17 protein-coding genes are annotated in these 19,638 nt (G+C 61.6%); 8 read left to right on the top strand and 9 right to left on the bottom strand.

The genetic code is table 11. The features are described 5' to 3' along the window. Positions 1–238: 238 nt before the first annotated feature. The 4 genes from ABIE49_RS15960 to ABIE49_RS15945 form a co-directional block, all read right to left on the bottom strand. Positions 239–1,438 (bottom strand): glycosyltransferase family 4 protein, encoded by a 1,200-nt coding sequence (locus ABIE49_RS15960; RefSeq protein ID WP_192738213.1) that lies wholly within the window; start codon positions 1,436–1,438, stop codon positions 239–241. Between the two features lie 74 nt (positions 1,439–1,512). Further along, on the bottom strand, positions 1,513–2,700 hold the full coding sequence (locus ABIE49_RS15955) for a glycosyltransferase family 4 protein (protein WP_192738212.1): 1,188 nt from the start codon (positions 2,698–2,700) through the stop codon (positions 1,513–1,515). A gap of 351 nt (positions 2,701–3,051) precedes the next feature. Then, entirely contained in the window at positions 3,052–4,272 is a 1,221-nt protein-coding gene (locus tag ABIE49_RS15950; protein WP_192738211.1) for a polysaccharide biosynthesis/export family protein, read from the bottom strand. A gap of 530 nt (positions 4,273–4,802) precedes the next feature. Further along, the gene (locus tag ABIE49_RS15945) at positions 4,803–5,081 is read right to left on the bottom strand and encodes a hypothetical protein (protein WP_192738210.1); all 279 of its coding nucleotides are present in this window, start codon (positions 5,079–5,081) and stop codon (positions 4,803–4,805) included. Positions 5,082–5,314: 233 nt separating this feature from the next. Between ABIE49_RS15945 and ABIE49_RS15940 the strand changes: the two genes are divergently transcribed. Continuing rightward, positions 5,315–5,491 (top strand): hypothetical protein, encoded by a 177-nt coding sequence (locus tag ABIE49_RS15940; RefSeq protein ID WP_192738387.1) that lies wholly within the window; start codon positions 5,315–5,317, stop codon positions 5,489–5,491. 117 nt (positions 5,492–5,608) lie between these two features. Here the strand turns inward: ABIE49_RS15940 and ABIE49_RS15935 are convergent, their stop codons facing one another. Together ABIE49_RS15935 and ABIE49_RS15930 are read right to left on the bottom strand one after the other, a co-directional pair. Beyond that, positions 5,609–6,757, bottom strand: a complete 1,149-nt coding sequence (locus ABIE49_RS15935; RefSeq protein WP_192738209.1) for a glycosyltransferase — start codon at positions 6,755–6,757, stop codon at positions 5,609–5,611. Between the two features lie 145 nt (positions 6,758–6,902). Then, positions 6,903–7,991 carry a glycosyltransferase family 4 protein gene (locus ABIE49_RS15930; protein WP_192738208.1) on the bottom strand — a complete coding sequence of 363 codons (1,089 nt, stop codon included), beginning with the start codon at positions 7,989–7,991 and terminating at the stop codon, positions 6,903–6,905. Here ABIE49_RS15930 and ABIE49_RS15925 point away from each other — a divergent pair. Further along, positions 7,978–8,220, top strand: coding sequence for a hypothetical protein (locus tag ABIE49_RS15925; protein WP_192738207.1), 243 nt, complete (start codon positions 7,978–7,980; stop codon positions 8,218–8,220). The genes ABIE49_RS15930 and ABIE49_RS15925 overlap by 14 nt on opposite strands. A gap of 13 nt (positions 8,221–8,233) precedes the next feature. Here ABIE49_RS15925 and ABIE49_RS15920 read toward each other — a convergent pair whose 3' ends face one another. Next, positions 8,234–8,512: a hypothetical protein gene (locus tag ABIE49_RS15920; protein ID WP_192738386.1), complete on the bottom strand. Its 279-nt coding sequence runs from the start codon at positions 8,510–8,512 to the stop codon at positions 8,234–8,236. On the opposite strand from ABIE49_RS15920, the gene ABIE49_RS15915 reads away from it, so the two are divergent. The 3 genes from ABIE49_RS15915 to ABIE49_RS15905 all read left to right on the top strand — a co-directional run bounded on the left by ABIE49_RS15915 (position 8,484) and on the right by ABIE49_RS15905 (position 13,400). Further along, positions 8,484–10,127 carry a type I secretion system permease/ATPase gene (locus ABIE49_RS15915; RefSeq protein ID WP_354066839.1) on the top strand — a complete coding sequence of 548 codons (1,644 nt, stop codon included), beginning with the start codon at positions 8,484–8,486 and terminating at the stop codon, positions 10,125–10,127. The genes ABIE49_RS15920 and ABIE49_RS15915 overlap by 29 nt on opposite strands. A gap of 11 nt (positions 10,128–10,138) precedes the next feature. Next, complete coding sequence (locus tag ABIE49_RS15910; RefSeq protein WP_192738205.1) at positions 10,139–11,518, top strand: HlyD family type I secretion periplasmic adaptor subunit; 1,380 nt, start codon at positions 10,139–10,141, stop codon at positions 11,516–11,518. Positions 11,519–11,786: 268 nt separating this feature from the next. Continuing rightward, complete coding sequence (locus ABIE49_RS15905; protein WP_192738204.1) at positions 11,787–13,400, top strand: phosphoenolpyruvate carboxykinase; 1,614 nt, start codon at positions 11,787–11,789, stop codon at positions 13,398–13,400. Between the two features lie 157 nt (positions 13,401–13,557). Here ABIE49_RS15905 and ABIE49_RS15900 read toward each other — a convergent pair whose 3' ends face one another. After that, complete coding sequence (locus ABIE49_RS15900) at positions 13,558–13,893, bottom strand: hypothetical protein (protein WP_192738203.1); 336 nt, start codon at positions 13,891–13,893, stop codon at positions 13,558–13,560. Between the two features lie 288 nt (positions 13,894–14,181). On the opposite strand from ABIE49_RS15900, the gene ABIE49_RS15895 reads away from it, so the two are divergent. From ABIE49_RS15895 to ABIE49_RS15885, 3 genes are all read left to right on the top strand, one after another. Beyond that, positions 14,182–14,988 (top strand): MBL fold metallo-hydrolase, encoded by an 807-nt coding sequence (locus tag ABIE49_RS15895; protein ID WP_192738202.1) that lies wholly within the window; start codon positions 14,182–14,184, stop codon positions 14,986–14,988. Positions 14,989–15,087: 99 nt separating this feature from the next. Next, a complete protein-coding gene (gene htpG / locus ABIE49_RS15890) occupies positions 15,088–16,956 on the top strand; it encodes a molecular chaperone HtpG (RefSeq protein ID WP_192738377.1) in 1,869 nt (622 codons plus the stop codon). 73 nt (positions 16,957–17,029) lie between these two features. Then, positions 17,030–18,184 carry a DUF3095 domain-containing protein gene (locus ABIE49_RS15885; protein ID WP_192738201.1) on the top strand — a complete coding sequence of 385 codons (1,155 nt, stop codon included), beginning with the start codon at positions 17,030–17,032 and terminating at the stop codon, positions 18,182–18,184. A gap of 33 nt (positions 18,185–18,217) precedes the next feature. On the opposite strand, the gene ABIE49_RS15880 is transcribed toward ABIE49_RS15885, so the two are convergent. Then, on the bottom strand, positions 18,218–19,600 hold the full coding sequence (locus ABIE49_RS15880; protein WP_192738200.1) for an MATE family efflux transporter: 1,383 nt from the start codon (positions 19,598–19,600) through the stop codon (positions 18,218–18,220). Positions 19,601–19,638: the final 38 nt, after the last annotated feature.

The following is a 19,638-nucleotide window of genomic DNA, read 5'->3' as shown; positions in this document are numbered from 1 at the left end:
CCTTGTTGCGAAGCAGGTCCTGAACGATCGACTCGTTCGACCTTACCTTCCACCAAGCGGTGCTGCCAGCCGAAACGCGCGGCACTGCACGCAACAACGTGTGCAGTATTAAATGCCCCCTTGCCGGAGGACGTCCGGAAATTAAATCCCTGTTAACGGGTGCCGACAGGAGGGTTGGCTGCTCGGCTTGCGGCAGGATACGGGAGAAATCGGAGCCGCATCGTTCTCCATCACACGGCTATTCCTCACGGCCACGCAATTGCTCGAAGATCGCACGGTACTCGGCGACGACTTCCGAGAATGTACGTTGACTGTTCTTGTCGGCGAACTTCCGGGTCATTGTTGTTACTTCGTCAGGATTCGACAACATCTTCCTGATGCTTTCGGCCAGCGAGTCGGGATCGGGCGCCGTAAGCCACCCGACCGCGCCCCTTGCGACGGCCTCCGGTATGCCTCCGAAGCGGGTGCCGAGGAAGGGCTTGCCGGCGGCCTGGGCATCAGCGACCACGATGGGGCCGGGCTCCTCCCAGATCGGCGGAATGACCACGACGTCGATTTGACGATAGAACGTTTCGGGGGCGACAAATCCCAGGAACTCGATCTGGGCTTCAGGTGCCAAGGCACGCAACCGCTCCTTCATCTCGGCGCCGGCAGAGCCTGCGATCACCAGCTTGACGGAGTTTGGCGGCAACGTGCCGACAGCCTTGACCAGATTGTAAATGCCTTTCTCCTCCGTGAGGCGCCCGATGAAACCCAGCGTCAGGAGGTCAGCCGGGCGTCTGGGCTCGGGCGCGACCGGGGGGAGTGCCGAAGCGTGTCTGATGACCTTGCGAAGCGGGGTGTCCGCGAAGAGGCCCAGCTCCGTGTGAATATCCAGAATGCGCTGGCTCACGCCAACGATCGCGCTGAGCTGCCTGGTCGCCGTGCGGCGGCTTACGGTTAGCAACTTGCAGCTGAAGCAGGTGTGCGTGCAGGTGCTGCCGTGAGAGAAGCGCGAACATCGCGGGCACGTCAGGTAATAATCATGCAAGGTGTGGACGATCGGGACGCCGTGGTCGGATGCAGCTTTCCAGACCGCCGTCGTCAGGCCCGACAGGTTGTTGGAATGCAGCACGTCAGGCCGGAACGCTTTGATCCGGTCGGCGACCAGTTTTGTCGATCGTCGCCAATCCTCGACCGCGTGCCAGAGTCCCCGCATTGGTGCGCTGTGTTGTTCGGTGAACGGCAGGTAGATGTTGCTGACCGGCTCGGAATAGATATCGACATCGTCGCATGATTCAGTTTGCTGGTTGGGGGCTGACGCGGCGCGGATCACTTCCACACTGTCCCCGCTGGCGACGAAGCCTTCGACCAGTTTGCGTACGAATATTTCCGCACCGCCGATGACCTTTGGAGCCAGCGGCGTCGGATAGAGGGATGTTGTAACAAGGACCCTCATCAAAAATGAGCCGTCCCGGTGCAGATCGTATAGCGATTGGTTGCAATTGTTCTCATTGGTACAGAACGGTCCCCCTAGCTGTCGGTCGAATACATCTCCAAATATTCGCGTGTAATGGTCTCAGGTGTGAACTTCTCCGCAAAGTCTGGTCGCGGAGGCAGGCTTTTTTTCCATCGAGCGGCCTCGTCGATTCCCTTCAACATCAGTCCGGCCAACTCGCGGTGATCGCTTGGTTGGTACATACCGATAAGGTTAGAAAACCCCGATATCTCCGGTATCCCACCCGCAGTGGAACAAATTGTGGCGCGGCCGGCGCTAATTCCCTCGATCAGGGTGCGCGGCAGCGGCTCCGGCCAGACCGAGCTGATCAGGCAGACGTCGATACCGGCGTAAAAATCCTGAGATCTGGAAAAGCCCAGCCACTTCACCCGGTCGCTCGGGTGACGGGCTTTGAATTCCCGGACATCGGACTCGAGCCCTCTGCCGGCAATCTTGAGCTGCCAACCGGTGTCGGGCAGCAATTCTGTGGCCTTGAGCACGACATCGATGCCTTTCTCGGCTTCGATCCGTCCGATGAATCCAAACGTCAGGTCATCCTCATCGGAGGGGGGCGCCGCAGCGGCGAGCGCGCTGGTGTCGGCAATGTTGAAGATCACGCGATCCGGAACTTTGGAGAAGTATCCGAGACGCTGATGCCGATCGAGCACGTACTGACTGTTGGAGGTGACGGCATCGACCATGCGCGAGGCGAGCCGCGACGAAGCCGTCATGGCAGCGCATGACGTGCATCGGCGCTCGCAGGTAGCGCCATTCTTGAAAAGCGTCGACCTTTTGCAGAGCAGCGAGTAGTCGCGCAACGTATGCACGATCCTGATGTTGCGGCGCTTGGCTTCCGACCAGAGCGCCACTGAAAATCCCGTCAGGTTGTTGGTGTGGACGACGTCAGGTTTTTCAATATCCAGGATTTCCGCGAACCGTTTGGCGGCCTTCCGGTTCCAGGTGTCCCGCAAGTGCCATTTCAGGCGTTGCAGCCGTGATGGCTTTCGATCCTGGCCGAATGGCCAGTAGTCGTTGTCGAGCTGAAGTCTGTAGACGCGGACACCCTTTAGGTCGCTGACCGCGGTGTTCTGCGCGTCATGCAGGCTGACGACGGAAACCTGATGGTGGTTGCGGGAAAGGGCTTGCGCGAGCAGCGACACGGAAACTTCAGCGCCCCCGATGATCTCCGGAGGATAAAGCGTATTGACGATGAGTATTCTCAAGGATCGCCTCAGGTTGGAAGCTTACCGGTGCGAGAGTTCCATTCGCCAAGGGAAGTTGAAGGCGAGGGAAGTCGGGCCATCTGCATCGACCGGCAGCAGGGTTCCGATGCGGCATGCCGTTCCGGCATTTCGCTTCGGTGCTTGATCGGCAGAGATAGGTAGTCTCGCTAACGGCTGCCATGCCTTTTCAGTTGCAGGGCATGCCGGAACAGCGTGCGGGTCCTGGCGCCCGATGTGTTCCGGCTCGTGATCAAGACAAAGGACCACGTCCATGGCCGATTGCGAGCAATCGGTTACCTGGACGCGTCCATCCTCGATTGTCGCGGTTCGAGTTGGGCGATGCTTCCTGGTCTATCTCGTGTTCGCGATGGTGGCGCTGATATTTGCCGCGTTCGTGGTTGCCGCGTTCAGCGGATTCATCAGCTTGATGAACTCGGTCGACGGCGACTCCGCGACCGAAATCACGTCGTGATCGCGCATCCGGAATGAGTCCGCGTGGAACCAGCCGTCGGGCTTGCTCATGTCGAACTTGTAGATGGCGGGCGCCAGCTCGGTCGGGAACTGAGCTACTTCGAGTCCGATCTTCTCCAGCAGCGGCTTTGGTTCGAAGCGATAGACGAAGATCGATTTGGCGTCGGCGCGGATACCGTCCAGACCGCCGGCTTTCGCCAGCGCTTCGGCCAACGTCATGCTGTCGTTCTCGAAGGTGAAACGGCGATTGTTGGTGCCGCCGATCGAGCCGGGCGACGGTGTCGAGCCGAACACCATGAACACCCTCGGAATTCGCGTCAGGAAGACGACGTCGCCGGGAGCGAGCAGTACGTCTTCGCCGGGATGTCGGACCACGCTCGACATCGACTCATTGTAGGTACGGCCGTTTCGTTTGATCGTGATGGTGGATTCGTAAGAGGGATATTTGGGGCCGCCTGCACGTGCAATGGCCCCCATCAATCGAATACCGCCGGGATCGACCGGGAAGCGCAGCGGCGTGTTGACCTCGCCAAGCACGCTAACCTGGTTGCCGCGCTGCTCCGCAACGCTGACGACGGCTTGCGGATCGATGGCGCGATCCTTGAGACGTTCGCGAATAATATTGCCCACCGCGCGCGGGGTCAGGCCGGATACCTTGATCGAACCGGCATACGGAATGTTGATATTGCCCGACTGGTCGACCTGCTGGCGCGGAATGTCGACGAAATTTCCTGGCCTCACACCCGCTTCGCGCGGAATGAACAGACCGCCGGCTTGGGCCTCGTAGACGGTGACGGTAACGATATCGCCGACGCCGATGGTCACATCGCGATAGTTCCCGCCAGGCAACTTGGAAAATACCAGCCCCGCCCCGTCGGTGAAGGAATTGGTGGCCTGCAGCACCACCGGATTGATCGGCATCAGGATGTAGGGAAGGGGCGCCGATGGCTGCGTAACTATCGCAGCGTTCGAATGCGTCGCTGATCCATCCGGCGCATCCGTCGGAATAAAGCCCGCGCAGCCGCCAAGGCCGAACGCCAGTGCCGCGAAAAGAGCAGAAGAACAAATCAACCCTTTTGCTTTTGCTCTTCTTTCAATCACTGCAGCACCCTCGTGATACGCTTCGTCCAATTTAAAACTCTTCGTCCGGTTTAACCGTAGCAACCATCCGGATCCGAAGTCACTCCCGAGCGACCGCCTTCCGAGGTAAAGCCCCGATCATGTGACCTTCTTGCAACTTGCACTGAGAGGGTTCTGAGCAAAAGCTGGCTAAAGTTTGAGCATGGCGTGTATCGGTCAGTAAATGCGCCATTTTATTGTCACTATCTCGCCTTCATGCCCGGCGGAAAATTAAATGTCCTGCTATTCGGCGATATTTAATATCAGGGGCGACGGCGCGCATACGCTGCGGCGGGTGAGTGCGGCGCCGAGTGGATCAAGGTCAACATGAAGGGTCGAGCGACCAGCCAAGGGATCAACTGAGCGATCAGCCGAACGATCCTTGGGACGCCGTGCCTGAGGCTGCGGAACGCCGTTCGGCGCGGCCGCCGAGCGCCCGCCCGGGGGCGGTACGGCCCCGCCCGGGGCGGCGTCCCGGATCGGCTACGGCGGGTGCACGCAGGATTGAGCGGCTAGGTGGGTTCTTGCTTCGCGGCGATCGATGAGCGAACGCGCTCGCTCAGCCAGTGGCCAAAGAACAAAACCCGGGTGACGATGGAATGGCCGCGTCCACCGGACGATTCAAATTGTATTGGACGTCCGCTCGCGGCATCGGATGGATCCGCAGCGTGAGATTGGGCCGGGTTATCGGCTGAGGCAGGATTTGGCCGGATCGGTCGGAAGTACATTGCCACGGCGAAAAAGATATTAAACACGAACCAGCCTGCCAAAACGTACAGCAGCGTTTCCAAATGGAAGCCTCCTCAGGGGCATCAGCCACTTATACATGAGTTGGCATGGGGAACTCGCCGCAAATCGATGCCGCAGCGCAATAATATTTCGCGGGCCGCAGCGATAGCCGCTTGTCCAATATTTGTTAGGGATTTCAGCCGTTAAGCACGAGTCTCTTGGATTGACGTAACTACTTACTAATCCGGGCTCCCTAGCTATACTCGCTTCAAACGAGAAAAGGGAGGCAAGCGAAATGGATGCCCTACCGGTGGCATTGCTGGCGTTCACCGCGGGATTTTTGACCTGCGCGTTGCTCGTCGCTGTCCTGATACGGTGGTCGTTCTCCGACAGGCGCGAGCGCGGGAACGAATCCGCCGCCAACAATGATCAGAAGCCGCGCGGAGTCGACTTTCTGTGGCTGGGCAGGTGATTTGACGACGCCCGGCCGCCAGCCGTTCGGCGAGGCGTCCAGGCTTTTGAAAATTAATGCCTTTGAAAATTAAAATCTTTGAAGAATTAAGTCGGCTCCGCAAGGCAGCGGCTGCGATCAGTAATTGTTCGGCAGATCCGATTGCAGTTCGGCTTGTTGCCGGGATCGCATGTGATCGCCTCGACCGAGGTCGACATAGACCTGGCTGAGCACGCGATGCGTCTTCTCGATGTCATAAAGCTGTCTGAAGCGCTCGTAGCCTCGCTGGCCGACCGCAGGCAGATCGAGCTTCTGCGCGCGCCGAAACCCTTCAACGAGCTGGGCGGCGGAAGCCGGCTCACAAAGCACGCCCGTCACGCCATCTTCGACGATTTCCGGCAACGCGCCGATGCGAAAGGCAATGATCGGTTTGGCCGCCCGCATCGCCTCGAGGGCGACGAGGCCGAAGGCCTCCCAGCGTGAGGGGATGACGACGAGATCGGCCTTTTCGAGCTGGGCCTCGATCTGGTGCCGGTCCTGCCAGCCCAGCAAAGAGACGTTGGAGGGAAGCGCACGCCCTTCATCCCTGTATTTGCCGATCACCGAAGCCCCGACGATCCGGACGTCGACCTGGTCCTCGAGCGCGCGGGCGGCTTCGGTCAGGAGATCGTACCCCTTCTGGCGGTCGAGGCGGCCGATGAACAGAACCTTGGTCTTTTCCGAAGGCCATATCGCCGAGACCGTATTGAGCAGCGGGCGATTCTTCGAAATGCCGTTGTGCACAAGAACCAGACGATCGGCGTCAATTCCGGCCTGAACCCCCTCTTTATATTCATCCCTCGAAATGCAGATGATCCGGTCCGTGATCCTGGCGAGGATACCTTCCGTGATCTTGGTGACCTGATGGCTCAGGCGGCCCGTCTCGCGAGAGAAAGCCCAGCCGTGCGGACAGTAGACGACCCGCGGCCGCTTGCGCCTCAGCAACAGGAACGGGCGGAGAACCAGTCCGGCGAACGAGGAGTGCAGGTGAACGACATCCGGTTGCTGGCGGTGAACAGCGCGCAGGGTCGCGACCAGCATCCGGAACAGGCCTGAAATACCCCGGTCCGCACGGCCGAATTCCGTGATTTCCGCGTCTTCGATCCCAACCAGATCGGCCCGATGACCGGATGGAATAACGTAGTGCACGTTGCCGGCGCCGAGGCTGGCCCGCTGGTGGGGGTGCAGCTCGTTGAGATAAGTCGCAATGCCGCCCCGGATCGTTTCGGCGACATGCAAGATTCTCATGGTTTTAACCTGACTGCTGGGCACCCTTAATCCTTTATTTTTCTTCACGCCGATACGACAAGGCTGATCCTCATACGCAGCAATAATTGGGCCGCGATGTGGTGGGTTCCTGCCTTTGTTCAGGTTTAATACGTTTATTTAAATTTTAAACTGGGGGTTTTTCGAGAAAACGCAACATGGCGGCAGCGGATTTGGCCCACGAATAGACTAAAAGGCGCGCTTCCTGTTTCTGCCGCTCGGGGCCGGAGATGCCTCCTGCTGCAATTCTTTCGAGCATGCGTTGATGCAGCTCGTCCACGTTGAGAGGGTCGAAATAAGCCGCGGCGTCGCCGCAGGTTTCGCGTACCGCCTCTGCGGTGCTCGCTATCACCGGACAGGCGAAGAACATTGCCTCCAGCGGAGGGACCCCGAAGCCTTCATAAAGGCTGGGGAAAATAAATGCATTTGCACGCGAAAACAGCGCTGCGATCTCCTGGTCGCTGAGCCGGCCCGCCATCACGACCCCGGCCTTTGCGGCGGTGGGGCCGTCGGAAAACACCTTGCTGTTGTCGCCGCCGACCACGACGAGCGGAATATCCGCGCGGCCCAGCCGCTCCGACGCCTGGATGGCCAGCGATACGTTCTTGTTCTTCGTCATCGACCCGACGAAGAGAAAGTACCGGTTGGGAACGAGGCCCAACCGGTCGATCACCCCAAGATCCGGCACCGTTGCCGCAAAATGCTCGGCGCTGTTGGAAAACACCGGCACGGCCGGCGGTGCCAGCCGCAGGGCGGCGGCGAGTTCGCGCCGCGAGAACTCGGAAACCGTTGCAATTGTCGCGGTGCGGGCCAGCAGATGGCCCAGCGTCCGGTGCAGCAGCAGGTAGCTCCGGCTGAAGAAGTCCGGCCGGCGAAACACCTGGGCGTCATGAAGGACGACGAGGTGGTTACGGTGCAGAACCGGCCCGGAGTTGGCGAGGCTGATCAGCCGGCCACCCGCCGACGCCCGCGCAAGGTCGATCTGATCCCAGGCATGCCCGGTCCGCCGGCCCACCTGTCTGGTCCTGATGACGGCGAGGTCGAGCTCGGCCTTCGCGTTGGGCGGGGTGAGGAGCTGCCATTCCGCCGCGAGCAGCGGCTGCGCGGCTTGCCCGGACGCCAGCAGGCGATCCATGGCCTTAACCATTTCGGCGGCATAGCGCTGAACGCCCGTGAGCGATTGCGACAGGAATCTACCGTTGATGAAAATTTTCAAAGACGATCTTCTTCAGCTTTCACGCAACCCGGGCGTCGGCTGCTGCCTTGTTAGTGGGCACGAGGGAGTGAGTTCGAGTTCTGCCGAGTCTGGCATGGCGAAGTCTGGCATGGCGAACCATCCGTGGGAACCGTTCCGCACGCATGCTGTCTCCGTTAAATCACCACATGCCGTGCTGGCAAGAGAGGCTCAATCAAAAGCAAACCAAACGAGCATGTCGGCTTCATGAATCTTGCAGCGTGCTAATTGTTTAGGAACGAATTTGGTTTGATGTGATCGGGCGCGCGCTGTCGGCTGGATTTAATTGAGCGGAGATGGAACCCAGCGCGCAACAAAAAGCACACATTCTGCGCGCATGGGATTTGTGCGGGCATGTTTCCTTGTTGGATCAGCGCGAAATGGTGGAGCGGGATTGTCGCAATGGCTGGGTCTGGTCCAATTAAGGCAAGCGCCGTTCTCGTCAACGGCGTGAAGTCGTGCGTTCCGGCAGTCATGACGACGGTGGTTTTCAGCTTCTTCATTAATCTGCTCGCATTCACCAGCCCGCTTTATATGCTGCAGATCTATGACCGGGTGATCGGCAGCCGCAACGAGACCACGCTGCTCGGCATCACGCTGCTGGTCGGTTATCTCCTGATCATCAATGCGCTGCTTGAGATGCTGCGCTCGCGCCTGATGGTTCAGGCCAGCCTCGCTGTCGACAGCAAGCTGGCCGGCTCGGTCTTCGATGCAACGCACTCCGCCGGCCTGCATTTCCCCCGTCTTGCCCAGGGACAAACGCTGCGGGACCTCGATTCGGTTCGCGAGTTCATCGCCGGTCCCGCGCTGATTGCGCTGTGCGACCTGCTGTGGATGCCGATCTTCATCGTGACCTGCTTCTTTCTTCACCCCTGGTTCGGGGCTATCGCGCTGGTCGGTTCAGTCCTTATCTTCCTGTTGACGCTTGCCAGTGAGCTCGTCACCACGGGCCCGATGAGCCAGGCGTCCAAGTCGTCGATCGCGGCCAACCAGAAGGCCGTGTCTGCCCTGCGCAACGCCGAAGTCATTCACGCCATGGGCATGCTCGATGTCCTGCGCGAGACCTGGATTGCGCAACATACCCATGTGCTCAATCTTCAGGCAATCGCAGGCACACGGTCGGGATTGATGGCGGCCGCGTCCAAGTTCGTCCGCATGTTCCTGCAAGCGATGGTGCTGGGCCTTGGCGCCTATCTTGCGATCCACAATCAGATTTCCGCGGGCATGATCATCGCCGCCTCGATCTTTGTCGGGCGGGCGCTTGCTCCCGTCGAAGGCGTCGTCGCAAACTGGAAGGGACTGACCAACGCGCGCAACAGCTGGAGCAGACTTGTCAAATTGTTCGCCGTGGCTGGCGAGGAGCCGAAGCGGGTGAGCCTGCCGCGGCCGGTAGGCCATCTGACGCTCGAGGCGGTCGCCGCAGGCCCCCCGGAACAGTCTCGCAGCACCTTGCGGAATATCTCATTCGAAGCACGACCGGGCGAAGTCGTGGGCATTGTCGGCCCGAGCGCCGCCGGAAAATCCAGCCTGGCTCGGGTGATTACGGGCGTGTGGCGACCGTCGTCAGGCAATGTGCGTCTCGACGGCTTCGATTTTTCGCATTGGAATCCGCGCGAACGCGGTCGCTACATCGGTTATCTGCCGCAGGATATCGAGCTGTTCTCCGGAACCGTCGCGCAGAACATCGCGCGCTTTCAAGAGGTCGACAGCGAAGCGGTGATCGAGACCGCCCGGCTTTGCGGATGTCACGAGATGATCCAGCTCTTGCCGGACGGCTACAACACGGCGGTCGGCGAGGGGGGCGCCACGCTGTCCGGCGGCCAGCGCCAACGCATCGGGCTCGCGCGGGCGTTCTTCGATCGTCCGGCCCTGGTCGTGCTCGATGAACCCAATGCAAGTCTGGACCAGGGCGGCGAGGAAGCGCTGGTCCAGGCGATCAGCCGATTTCGCTCGTTTGGCACGACAATCATTCTGATTACCCACAAGATCAGCGTACTGACCGTCGCCGACAAGATTCTCGTGCTTGAGGGCGGCATGGCGCAGGTGTTTGGTCCCCGCCACGAAGTGCTCAAGCACTTGATCGCTCCTCCAGTGCCCGTTCGGGCTGCGGCAGGCTGAGGTCAGTCATCATGTTCAAGGTTGGTTTCTCAATTCCTGCATGGTTTTCAATTCCTGCGCGTTTCAAGCCCGGCATTCCCCGGCGCGCCCCCAGTTCGCTGCCATTCGCAAATGCGCAAGGTAAAACGGCAATCGCCGGATACACGCTGATCATTTTCACCTTCGGTGTCATGGGGGGATGGGCGGCTGTCGCGCCGCTCGACCGCGGCGTCGTTGCGCAGGGCGTCGTCATGATCGAGGACAGCCGCAAGGTGGTGCAGCACCTCGAAGGCGGTATGGTGAGCGAGATTTCGGTCAGAGAAGGCCAGTCGGTCGTCGAGGGGCAATTGCTGGTCAATCTGTCGCCGTTGCAGGCGAGCTCGGGGCTCGAGACGGTGCGCAGCCAACTCGACGGCGCACTCGCGCTCGAAGCGTCGCTGGTTGCCGAAATCGATCGCCGTGATCGCATCACCTTTCCTCCGGAACTGCTGGAGCGGCAGGCAGCGTCCCCGGTCCTGGCCAGGATCGTCCAGGACCAGACGCTGCAATTTGAAGAGCGCAAGCGCTCGCGCGCGACCCAGATCACGCTGATCGAATCCAAGATTCAGCAGCTCGGGTGGGAAATGGAAGGCATCGGCGTCGAGAAGTCGTCGACCGAGAAGCAGATCGGTTTCCTCGACGAGGAGTTGACGGGCCTTCGTTCGCTGAAGGAGCGGGGGTTGATCCCGATCACGCGCGTGCTTGCCATGGAAAGGGAGCGCACACGCCTTGAGGGCATCGTCGGCCGGGCCATCGCGGATACGGCGAAAGCGACCAACGGAATCAGCGAAGCGCGCCTGCAGGTGATGCAGCTGGAGCAGAAATTCCAGGAGGAAGTGTCGGCCCAGCTGCTGGAAACACGCCAGAAGATCAATACCGCGAAGGAAAAGCTGATCGTGGCGCGGGACTTGTTCACCCGCCTCGATATTCGCGCGCCGCGGGCGGGCACCGTACAGAATCTGAAGGTGTTCACGGTCGGGCAGGTCGTTCGTGCCGGCGAGTCGCTGATGGAAATCGTTCCCAGCAACCAAAAGCTCGTCGTTCACGCCCAGCTTCCCGTCAATTCGATCGAACATCTCAGCGTGGGGCAGACCGCCGAAATTCGTTTCCCGGGACTCCGCGCGCGCGGCATTCAAATGATGACCGGAAAGCTGGCGTCCATTTCGCATGACAGGCTGGTGGACGACATTACCAAGCAGCCCTATTTTCTCGGCCTCATCGATCTCTCCGATGCCAAGCTCGATGCACGCTACCGCGACAAGCTGATCGCGGGCATGCAGGCCGACGTCGTGGTCGCGACCGGCGAGCGTACGGCACTGGAATATATCGTGTCGCCGCTGACGGATGCCCTGCATACGTCTTTCAGGGATTGAACGCGCGAACGGCGATTTAAATCTTGACGTGGCGGGGTAACTGGCGCCACTCACCCAGATGAGAAAACAGCGGCCGAGCTCAATTGCCCGGCGATCTCGCGCCCCGCGACTGCAATTTGGGCAAATTGGGTCGGGCATGATGCTGTCGCATGCCTGCCCGTCGTCTTGAGTAGGTAAGCCGCAGCTCGTGGCACTATTCTTGCGTTTCATTGTCATTCGCATTTCGTGATCGACGGCTAGGTCGTGCGGTGATTGATGGAGATTCTTCGTGCAAGAGACAGGTGTGCGTAACGGTGCCTTTGGCGCCGATAAATTTGGCTTAAAGAAACTCAAAGAGGTTCGCTGGAACCTCGGAGCGCCGCAGCTCTACCAATATTCGCTGTCGTCAGGCGAAGCCGTGCTCTCCGCCGATGGGTCGCTGTGCGCCGACACCGGCGAGTTCACCGGCCGCAGTCCGAAGGACAAGTTCACGGTGCGCGACGCCTCCACCGAGAAGATGTGGTGGGCCGGCAACCAGTCGATCACCTCAGAGCAGTTCGACGCGCTCTACGCCGATTTCCTCAAGCACGCCGAAGGCATGTCGCTGTTCGCGCAGGATCTCTATGGCGGCGCTGATCCCTCCTTCCAGATCAAGACCCGCGTCTTCACCGAGCTGGCCTGGCATTCGCTGTTCATCCGCACGCTGCTGATCCGCCCTGAAGCGGCCGATCTCGCCAGCTTCGTGCCGGAGCTGACCATCATCGATCTGCCGAGTTTCCGCGCCGATCCCAAACGTCACGGCTGCAAGTCCGAGAACGTCGTCGCGATCGATTTCGCCCGCAAGATCGTCCTGATCGGCGGGTCTTATTATGCCGGCGAGATGAAGAAGAGCGTGTTCACCACGCTGAACTATTATCTGCCCGCCAAAGGCGTGCTGCCGATGCACTGCTCGGCCAATGTCGGCCCCGACGGCGACACCGCGATCTTCTTCGGCCTGTCCGGCACCGGCAAGACGACCTTGTCGGCCGATCCCCAGCGCACGCTGATTGGCGACGACGAGCATGGTTGGGGCAAGGACGGCGTCTTCAACTTCGAAGGCGGCTGCTACGCCAAATGCATCAAGCTCTCGCCGGAAGCCGAGCCCGAGATTTTCGCGGCCTCCAACCGCTTCGGCGCGGTGCTGGAAAACGTCGTGCTGGGCGAGCGCACCCGCGTGCCGGACTTCGACGACGGTTCGAAAACCGAAAACACCCGCTCGGCCTATCCGCTCGATTTCATCCCGAACGCCTCGCGCACCGGACGGGCCGGCCAGCCCAAGAACGTGGTGATGCTGGCCGCCGACGCCTTCGGTGTGCTGCCGCCGATCGCAAAACTGACCCCGGCGCAGGCGATGTATCACTTCCTGTCCGGCTACACCGCAAAAGTCGCCGGTACCGAACGTGGTCTCGGCAACGAGCCACAGCCGGAATTCTCCACCTGCTTCGGCTCGCCGTTCCTCCCGCTTGATCCGTCGGTCTACGGCAACATGCTGCGCGAGCTGATCGCCAAGCACAATGTCGATTGCTGGCTGGTCAACACCGGCTGGACCGGCGGCAAGTACGGCACCGGAAGCCGGATGCCGATCAAGGTGACCCGCGCGCTGCTGACCGCCGCGCTGAACGGCAGCTTGCGCAATGTCGAATTCCGCACCGACAAGTATTTCGGCTTTGCGGTGCCGACGGCGCTGCCGGGCGTGCCCAGCGACATCCTCAATCCCGTCAACACCTGGAAGGACAAGGCCGAGTTCGACAAGACCGCGCGCGCGCTGGTCGGCATGTTCCAGAAGAATTTTGCGAAATTCGAAGCCCAGGTCGACGCCGACGTCCGCGCCGCCGCGCCCGAGGTCAAGCTCGCGGCGGAGTGACCAAGGCGTGACGGTCCCGCGTCGCTGGAAATAATCGGCGCCTGTCTTGGGATAATCCAAACAGGCGCCCCATAAGAAATATCGACGCCAAGTGTCCGGGCAAGGCATTTGAAATAACGGCTATTTGAAATAACCGTAAAAACCGAATCGAAATGCGCTATTTGGCGCGGCCGATTTTGCCCCTCAGCAGCATGACCGCCCATTGTCCGGCGCCAATCCCGCCGATGCCGCCCGCCGCTTTCACGGCCGCATCAAGCAGACGGCCGTGGCGATCCGGCGTCAGCAGTTGCAAGATCTCCAACGCCACTGCGCCTCCGACAACGATCGTGACAACAAAAACCACGCGGTTGGGGTAAGCGAGGGCAAGCGCAAGGCCCAGCAAGGCGAAGGCGACGAAATGCTCAATCAGGCCTTCGGCGAGCACGGGGCGGACGTGGATCGGCGACAGCGTTGCGAAGGCGATGAATGCCAGTGCCAGCCAGCCTATAATCATGCATAATTTTTGAATGGTCGCGATAACCGGACCTCGTCAATGATTGTTGAGAAAACCCTGGGCGTGGAGATCGTCCAGCCTGTCCAGACGCCGGCTGTGCGCGCGTCCTGCAATAATCACAGCAGCAATAAAAAAAGCGAACCCAAGGCAAAACCAAATCATGTACCGGAACTTACCCTCCAACAGCGTCGAAGCAAGTCAATTGAACTTGAGGGCTAAAATTCCCTCTTGTTGATCCGAAACCGCACATTTGCGAGAGTCGTGTTTCTACCGGATGGAGTGACGGCGATGCCCTTGTGGACTTGCGAGCAATGTGGTGCCCAGTTTCCGGACAGCGTCGCGCCGCCGGCAGCGTGCCCTATTTGCGAGGACGAACGGCAGTACGTGAACTGGAAGGGCCAGCTATGGCTTTCGCGCGAAGCATTGGCGGAGCGCCACAAGCTCGTCTGGCGCGATGACCTCGGCCTAGCAGGGATCGCTCTCGATCCGGGCTTCGCGATCGGGCAGCGCGCGCTGCTCATTCCCGGGCCCGACGGTTGCGTGATGTGGGATTGCGTGCCCCTGGCCACATCGGAGGCGGTGGACCACGTCCGGTCGCTCGGCGGCCTGAAGGCGATTGCGGTTTCGCACCCGCATTATTACGGCGCGGTCGCCGACTGGAGCGAGGCCTTTGGCGGCGTTCCGATCTATCTGCATGGCGACGATCGGCAATGGGTCACGCGTCCGCATGCCGCGATCGTGCCGTGGACCGGCGACAGCCGCCAGATTTCCGATGACATTGTTCTCATCCGCACCGGCGGTCATTTCGCGGGCGGCACGATCCTGCATTGGCGTGCGGGTGCGCAGCGGCGAGGCGCGCTGCTCACCGGTGATGTTGCCATGGTGGCGATGGACCGCCGCTCGCTGAGCTTCATGTACAGCTTTCCGAACTACATCCCCCTGAACGCGAAATCGGTTCAACGCATCGCGCGCGCGGTCGCGCCGTTGGCGTTCGACCGCATCTATGGCGCGTGGTGGGGCAAGAACATCGAGGCGGGCGCAAAGGCCGCATTCGATGCTTCGGTCCGGCGCTATCTGGCCGCGATTGCGGATTAGGCTGGCCGAGGGTGGGAACCGGCCGGCCGTCGAACCTTGCCACTCCAGATAGTATCGCTATATCAGGGCTTTCCCACCCACGCTTGATCTCGTGAGCCCCTGATGACCACCACGACTGCCCCCGAATCCCAGCCGTTCCAGGCCGAGGTCGCCGAACTCCTGCATCTGATGGTGCACTCGGTCTATTCGGAAACCGATATTTTCCTGCGCGAACTGATTTCGAACGCGTCCGATGCCTGCGACAAGCTGCGCTATGAGGCGATCGCCGCACCCGAACTGATCACCGATGGCGCGCCGCCCGCGATCCGCATCGTGCCGAACAAGGCGGCGAACACGCTTGCCGTGGTCGACAGCGGCATCGGCATGGACCGGCAGGAATTGATCGACAATCTCGGCACCATCGCGCGCTCCGGCACCAAGTCGTTTCTGTCGCGCCTGACCGAGGCCAAGGATGGCGCCAATTTGATCGGCCAGTTCGGCGTCGGCTTCTATGCCGCCTTCATGGTCGCCGAGCGCATCGTCGTCACCAGCCGCCGCGCCGGTTCGGATCAGGTCTGGACCTGGTCGTCGTCGGGCGGCAGCGGATTTGAGATCGCGCCCGCGAGCGAGGAGGACGCCGCGCGCATCACGCGCGGCACCGAGATCGTGCTGCATCTGAAAGAGAACGCGCAGAAATATATCGAGACCTACGAGATCGAGCGGATCGTCCGCGCCTATTCCGACAACATCCAGTTTCCAATTGAGCTGGTGCCGGAGGAGGGCGAGCCGCGCCAGATCAATTCGGCCAGCGCGCTGTGGCAGCGGCCAAAATCGGAATTGACGCCTGACGATTACAAGGGCGCCTATCAAGCGATCGCCGGCGCGTTCGACGAGCCCGCGATGACCTTGCATTACCGGGCCGAGGGCCGCCAGTCCTATGCGGTGCTGCTGTTCGCACCGTCGACAAAACCGTTCGACCTGTTCGACCAGGCGCGCAAGGGCAAGGTGAAGCTCTATGTTCGCCGCGTCTTCATTGCCGACGACGCCGATTTGTTGCCGGCCTATTTGCGCTTCATCCGCGGTGTGATCGACAGCGAGGATCTGCCGCTCAATATTTCCCGCGAGATGCTGCAGAACAACCCGCAGCTCGCGCGGATCCGCAAGGCCGTCACCAGCCGCGTCGTCACCGAGCTGGAAAACCTCGGCGACAAGGAGCCGGAGGCGTTCGCGAAAATCTGGGATTCGTTCGGGCCCGTGATCAAGGAAGGCATATGGGAAGATTTCGAGCGGCGCGAAAAGCTGCTGGGCCTGTCGCGATTCACCACGACGTCGGGCGAGAAGCGTTCGCTCAAGCAGTACGTCGAAAACCTGAAATCGAACCAGACCGAGATCTATTACCTCACCGGCGACAGCATCGAGCGGCTGAAGTCGAACCCAAAACTCGAATCCGCCACAGCACGCGGGATCGAGGTGTTGCTGCTGACCGATCCGGTCGATGCGTTCTGGACTTCGGCGCCGCTCGATTTCGGCGGCAAGCCGCTGAAATCGTTGAGCCAGGGCGATATCGATTTCGCCCTGATACCGCTGATGGACGACAAGGCCGACGACAAGAAGGAAGAGAGCACCACGGATGAGGCCGCGACCATCGCCGTCATCAAGGACACGCTCGGGGAACGCGTCTCCGACGTGCGGGCGTCGCAGCGGCTGACGTCGAGCGCATCCTGCCTGGTGGCCGGCGGCGACGGCCGCGACCGCCAGCTTGAGCGGTTGCTGGCAATGCAGAACCAGGGGTCAGTGAGCAAGCCGATCCTCGAGATCAATCTGCGCCATCCATTGGTCGCGGCGATTGCCGGGGCCAAGGACGCAGCCGCGGATCTGTCGTTCCTGCTGCTGGAGCAGGCGCAGATCCTCGATGGCGAGTTGCCGGAGGATCCGGCGGCATTTGCCAGCAGGCTCAACCAATTGGTGCTGCGGGGCGTCAAACTGTAGCAGGGGCGAACCCGAATATGGGTTAGGCCGTATCTGTTAGACAGCTTCGGAAAACGGGGTAACTTGCATCGCAATGACCACGCCCGACGGCACCGACATATTTTACGGCGGCATTCCGGTCTTTCGCGGCTTCACCAGCCTGATGGATCCGGCGCTGTACTCGCCGTTGCCGGATGATTGGACCGTCGGCGTCGCCGACATCGTGGAATCGACCAAGGCGATCGCCAATCAGCGCTACAAGGCGGTCAACATGGCGGGCGCCGCTGTCATCGCCGCCGTGACCAATGCGCTGGATGGACGCGAGTTTCCGTTCGTGTTCGGCGGTGATGGCGCCAGCTTTGCCGTGGCGCCCGCCGATCTCGGCCGCGCGCGCGAGGCGCTGGCGGCGACAGCGACCTGGGTCAGCGAAGGCCTTGACCTCGCAATGCGGGTGGCGCTGGTGCCGGTGAAAGCAATCCGCGCGCAGGGCCTCGACATCAGAGTCGCGCGGTTCGGGCCGTCGCCCAATTTGTCCCTCGCGATGTTTTCCGGCGGCGGTCTCGGCTGGGCGGACGCGGCGATGAAGCGCGGCGAATTCGCGGTCCCCGCGGCGCCGGCGGGCGAGCAGCCGGATTTGTCCGGCCTGTCATGCCGGTTCGAGGAAATTCCCTCCGCGCGCGGTCTCATTCTTTCGGTGCTGGTGGTGCCGGCAAAGGGCGCCGATCCGCGCGCATTCCGCAAAGCGATCGAAGACATCATCGATCTTGTCGAACGCAGCCCTGATGCCGGGCGGCCGGTGCCTTCAGGCGGACCCGATATCCGCTTTCCCCCGGCGGGCATCGAATACGAGGCGCGTGCGGCGCGCGGTGGGTCGTTGTTGCGGCGGCGCAGTTCCGCGTTGGCCATCGCGCTGTGGGCCTATGTTGTGTTGCGCTTCGGCATCAAGGTCGGCAATTTCGTGCCGAAGACCTACATGCAGCAGGTGGTGGAGAATTCCGACTTCCGCAAATACGACGATGGATTGCGCATGATCCTCGATTGCACGCCCGAGCTCGAACAGGCGCTGGCGCAACGGCTGGCCAAGGCGGCCTCAAACGGTGTCGTGCGCTATGGCTTGCACCGCCAGGACGCGGCGATGATGACCTGCTTCACGCCGTCGGTGATGCGCAGCGATCACGTTCACTTCATCGATGGCGCGCGCGGCGGCTATGCCTCGGCGGCGACCGCCTTGAAGGCGATGGCGGCTTGAGCTTCTCGCCGCCGCATAACGCGGGCTGGCTGCTCACTTGCCCCAGCGCGTGAAGCGAATGAACAGCACAGTGGAGAGGCCGTATACGACCATCGCGGCGCCGACGAGCGCGAACAGGGTCCAGGCCGGTGCGCCCGATGACGCCAGCCACCAGCCGCCGAGGCCGACCAGCAGCAGCCGGATGGTGCCGGCCATGACCGGGCCGCCGACCTTGGCTGCGCCCTGCGAGGCGAAGTAGAGGGCGAGGCCGGTGCCGAAGAAGCCGAAGGCCGGGCCGGCCCAGGCAAAGTAGGAAGAGGCGGCAGCCGTCACGCCGGGATCGCTGGTGAACAGCGAGATCCAGAGCACCGGCTTGATCGCGACGACCAGGCCGATCAGGCCGACGGTCAGGCCTGCCGCGGCGGCCGCGGTCCAGGCCACCCGGCGCGCCCGCGCCACGAGGCCAGCGCCGACAGCCATGCCGACCATCGGCACCGAGGCGATGCCGAATGCAAAGGCAATCGGGACCAGCAGGAATTCCAGCCGCGAACCCATGCCGTAACCGGCCAGCGTCTCCGTGCCGAGGCCCGCCACGATTTTGGTGAAGATCAGGATGGTCAGGACGGTTTGCAGCGGCGCCAGGCAGGCAATCGCGCCGACTTTGAGGATGTCGACGAACATCTCGCGCTCGAACCTGAAGGCTGTGAAATTCAGCTTCAGCCGGCTGCGGCCGCTGGCGAGGTACCACGCCAGGAAGATCGCGCCTAACGTGAAGGCGGTGAGCTGGCCTGCGGCGACCCCGGGCATGCCGAGTTTCGGCAGGCCGAATAATCCAAGACCGAGGCCGCCGCCGACCGAGACCTGGGCGATCGCAACAAAGATCAGCACGATTGATGGGAGGCGCATATCGCCGGTGCCGCGCACCACCGAGGCCAGCGTGTTGACGAGCCAGATCGAAACCGCGCCGGAGAACAGCACGTGGGAATATTGCATGGCTTGTTCGAGCACGCCGCCGCGGCCGCCGAGCAGCGAGTAGAATTGCCGGCCGAGCGTCAGCATGACAACGGTGAAGAACAATCCGGCGCAGGTGCCGATCATGGCCGCATGCAGCGCCAGCGTGGCGGCGCGGTCGCGGTTGCCGGCGCCGAGCGCGCGGCTGATGGCGGACGACACGCCGCCGCCCATGGCGCCCGCCGACATCATCTGCGTCAGCATCACGAACGGAAACACCAGCGCGATGCCGGCCAGCGGCTCGGTGCCGAGCCGGCCGATATAGGAGGTCTCGGCGACCGCTACCAGCGTGGTGCCGAACATCGCGATCGCATTGGGGAGCGCGAGTTTCAGCAGCGTCGGCAGGATCGGCGAGGTCACCAGGCTGTTGACCGGCGCGGTTCGTATGGCCGCGGGGCGCGCGTCAAGCGGGGCGTCGATCGTCATGCGTCACCGGTTTGTCGGCCAGAAGGGCAATATATTAT

It is taken from the genome of Bradyrhizobium sp. OAE829 (genome assembly GCF_040546575.1).
Taxonomy (GTDB): Bacteria; Pseudomonadota; Alphaproteobacteria; order Rhizobiales; family Xanthobacteraceae; genus Bradyrhizobium.
The sequence above is the reverse complement of the archived record's forward strand: the minus strand, read 5'-3'. Positions and strand labels throughout refer to the sequence as shown.

Coding starts and splice junctions, on each gene's coding strand:
- ABIE49_RS15880 (WP_192738200.1), bottom strand. CDS start 19,600: ATGACGATCGACGCCCCGCTTGACGCGCGCCCCGCGGCCATACGAACC.
- ABIE49_RS15960 (WP_192738213.1), bottom strand. CDS start 1,438: ATGAGGGTCCTTGTTACAACATCCCTCTATCCGACGCCGCTGGCTCCA.
- ABIE49_RS15925 (WP_192738207.1), top strand. CDS start 7,978: ATGAAAATTTTCAAAGACGATCTTCTTCAGCTTTCACGCAACCCGGGC.
- ABIE49_RS15885 (WP_192738201.1), top strand. CDS start 17,030: ATGACCACGCCCGACGGCACCGACATATTTTACGGCGGCATTCCGGTC.
- ABIE49_RS15935 (WP_192738209.1), bottom strand. CDS start 6,757: ATGAGAATCTTGCATGTCGCCGAAACGATCCGGGGCGGCATTGCGACT.
- ABIE49_RS15920 (WP_192738386.1), bottom strand. CDS start 8,512: ATGAAGAAGCTGAAAACCACCGTCGTCATGACTGCCGGAACGCACGAC.
- ABIE49_RS15915 (WP_354066839.1), top strand. CDS start 8,484: ATGACGACGGTGGTTTTCAGCTTCTTCATTAATCTGCTCGCATTCACC.
- ABIE49_RS15895 (WP_192738202.1), top strand. CDS start 14,182: ATGCCCTTGTGGACTTGCGAGCAATGTGGTGCCCAGTTTCCGGACAGC.
- ABIE49_RS15910 (WP_192738205.1), top strand. CDS start 10,139: ATGTTCAAGGTTGGTTTCTCAATTCCTGCATGGTTTTCAATTCCTGCG.
- ABIE49_RS15900 (WP_192738203.1), bottom strand. CDS start 13,893: ATGATTATAGGCTGGCTGGCACTGGCATTCATCGCCTTCGCAACGCTG.
- ABIE49_RS15940 (WP_192738387.1), top strand. CDS start 5,315: ATGGATGCCCTACCGGTGGCATTGCTGGCGTTCACCGCGGGATTTTTG.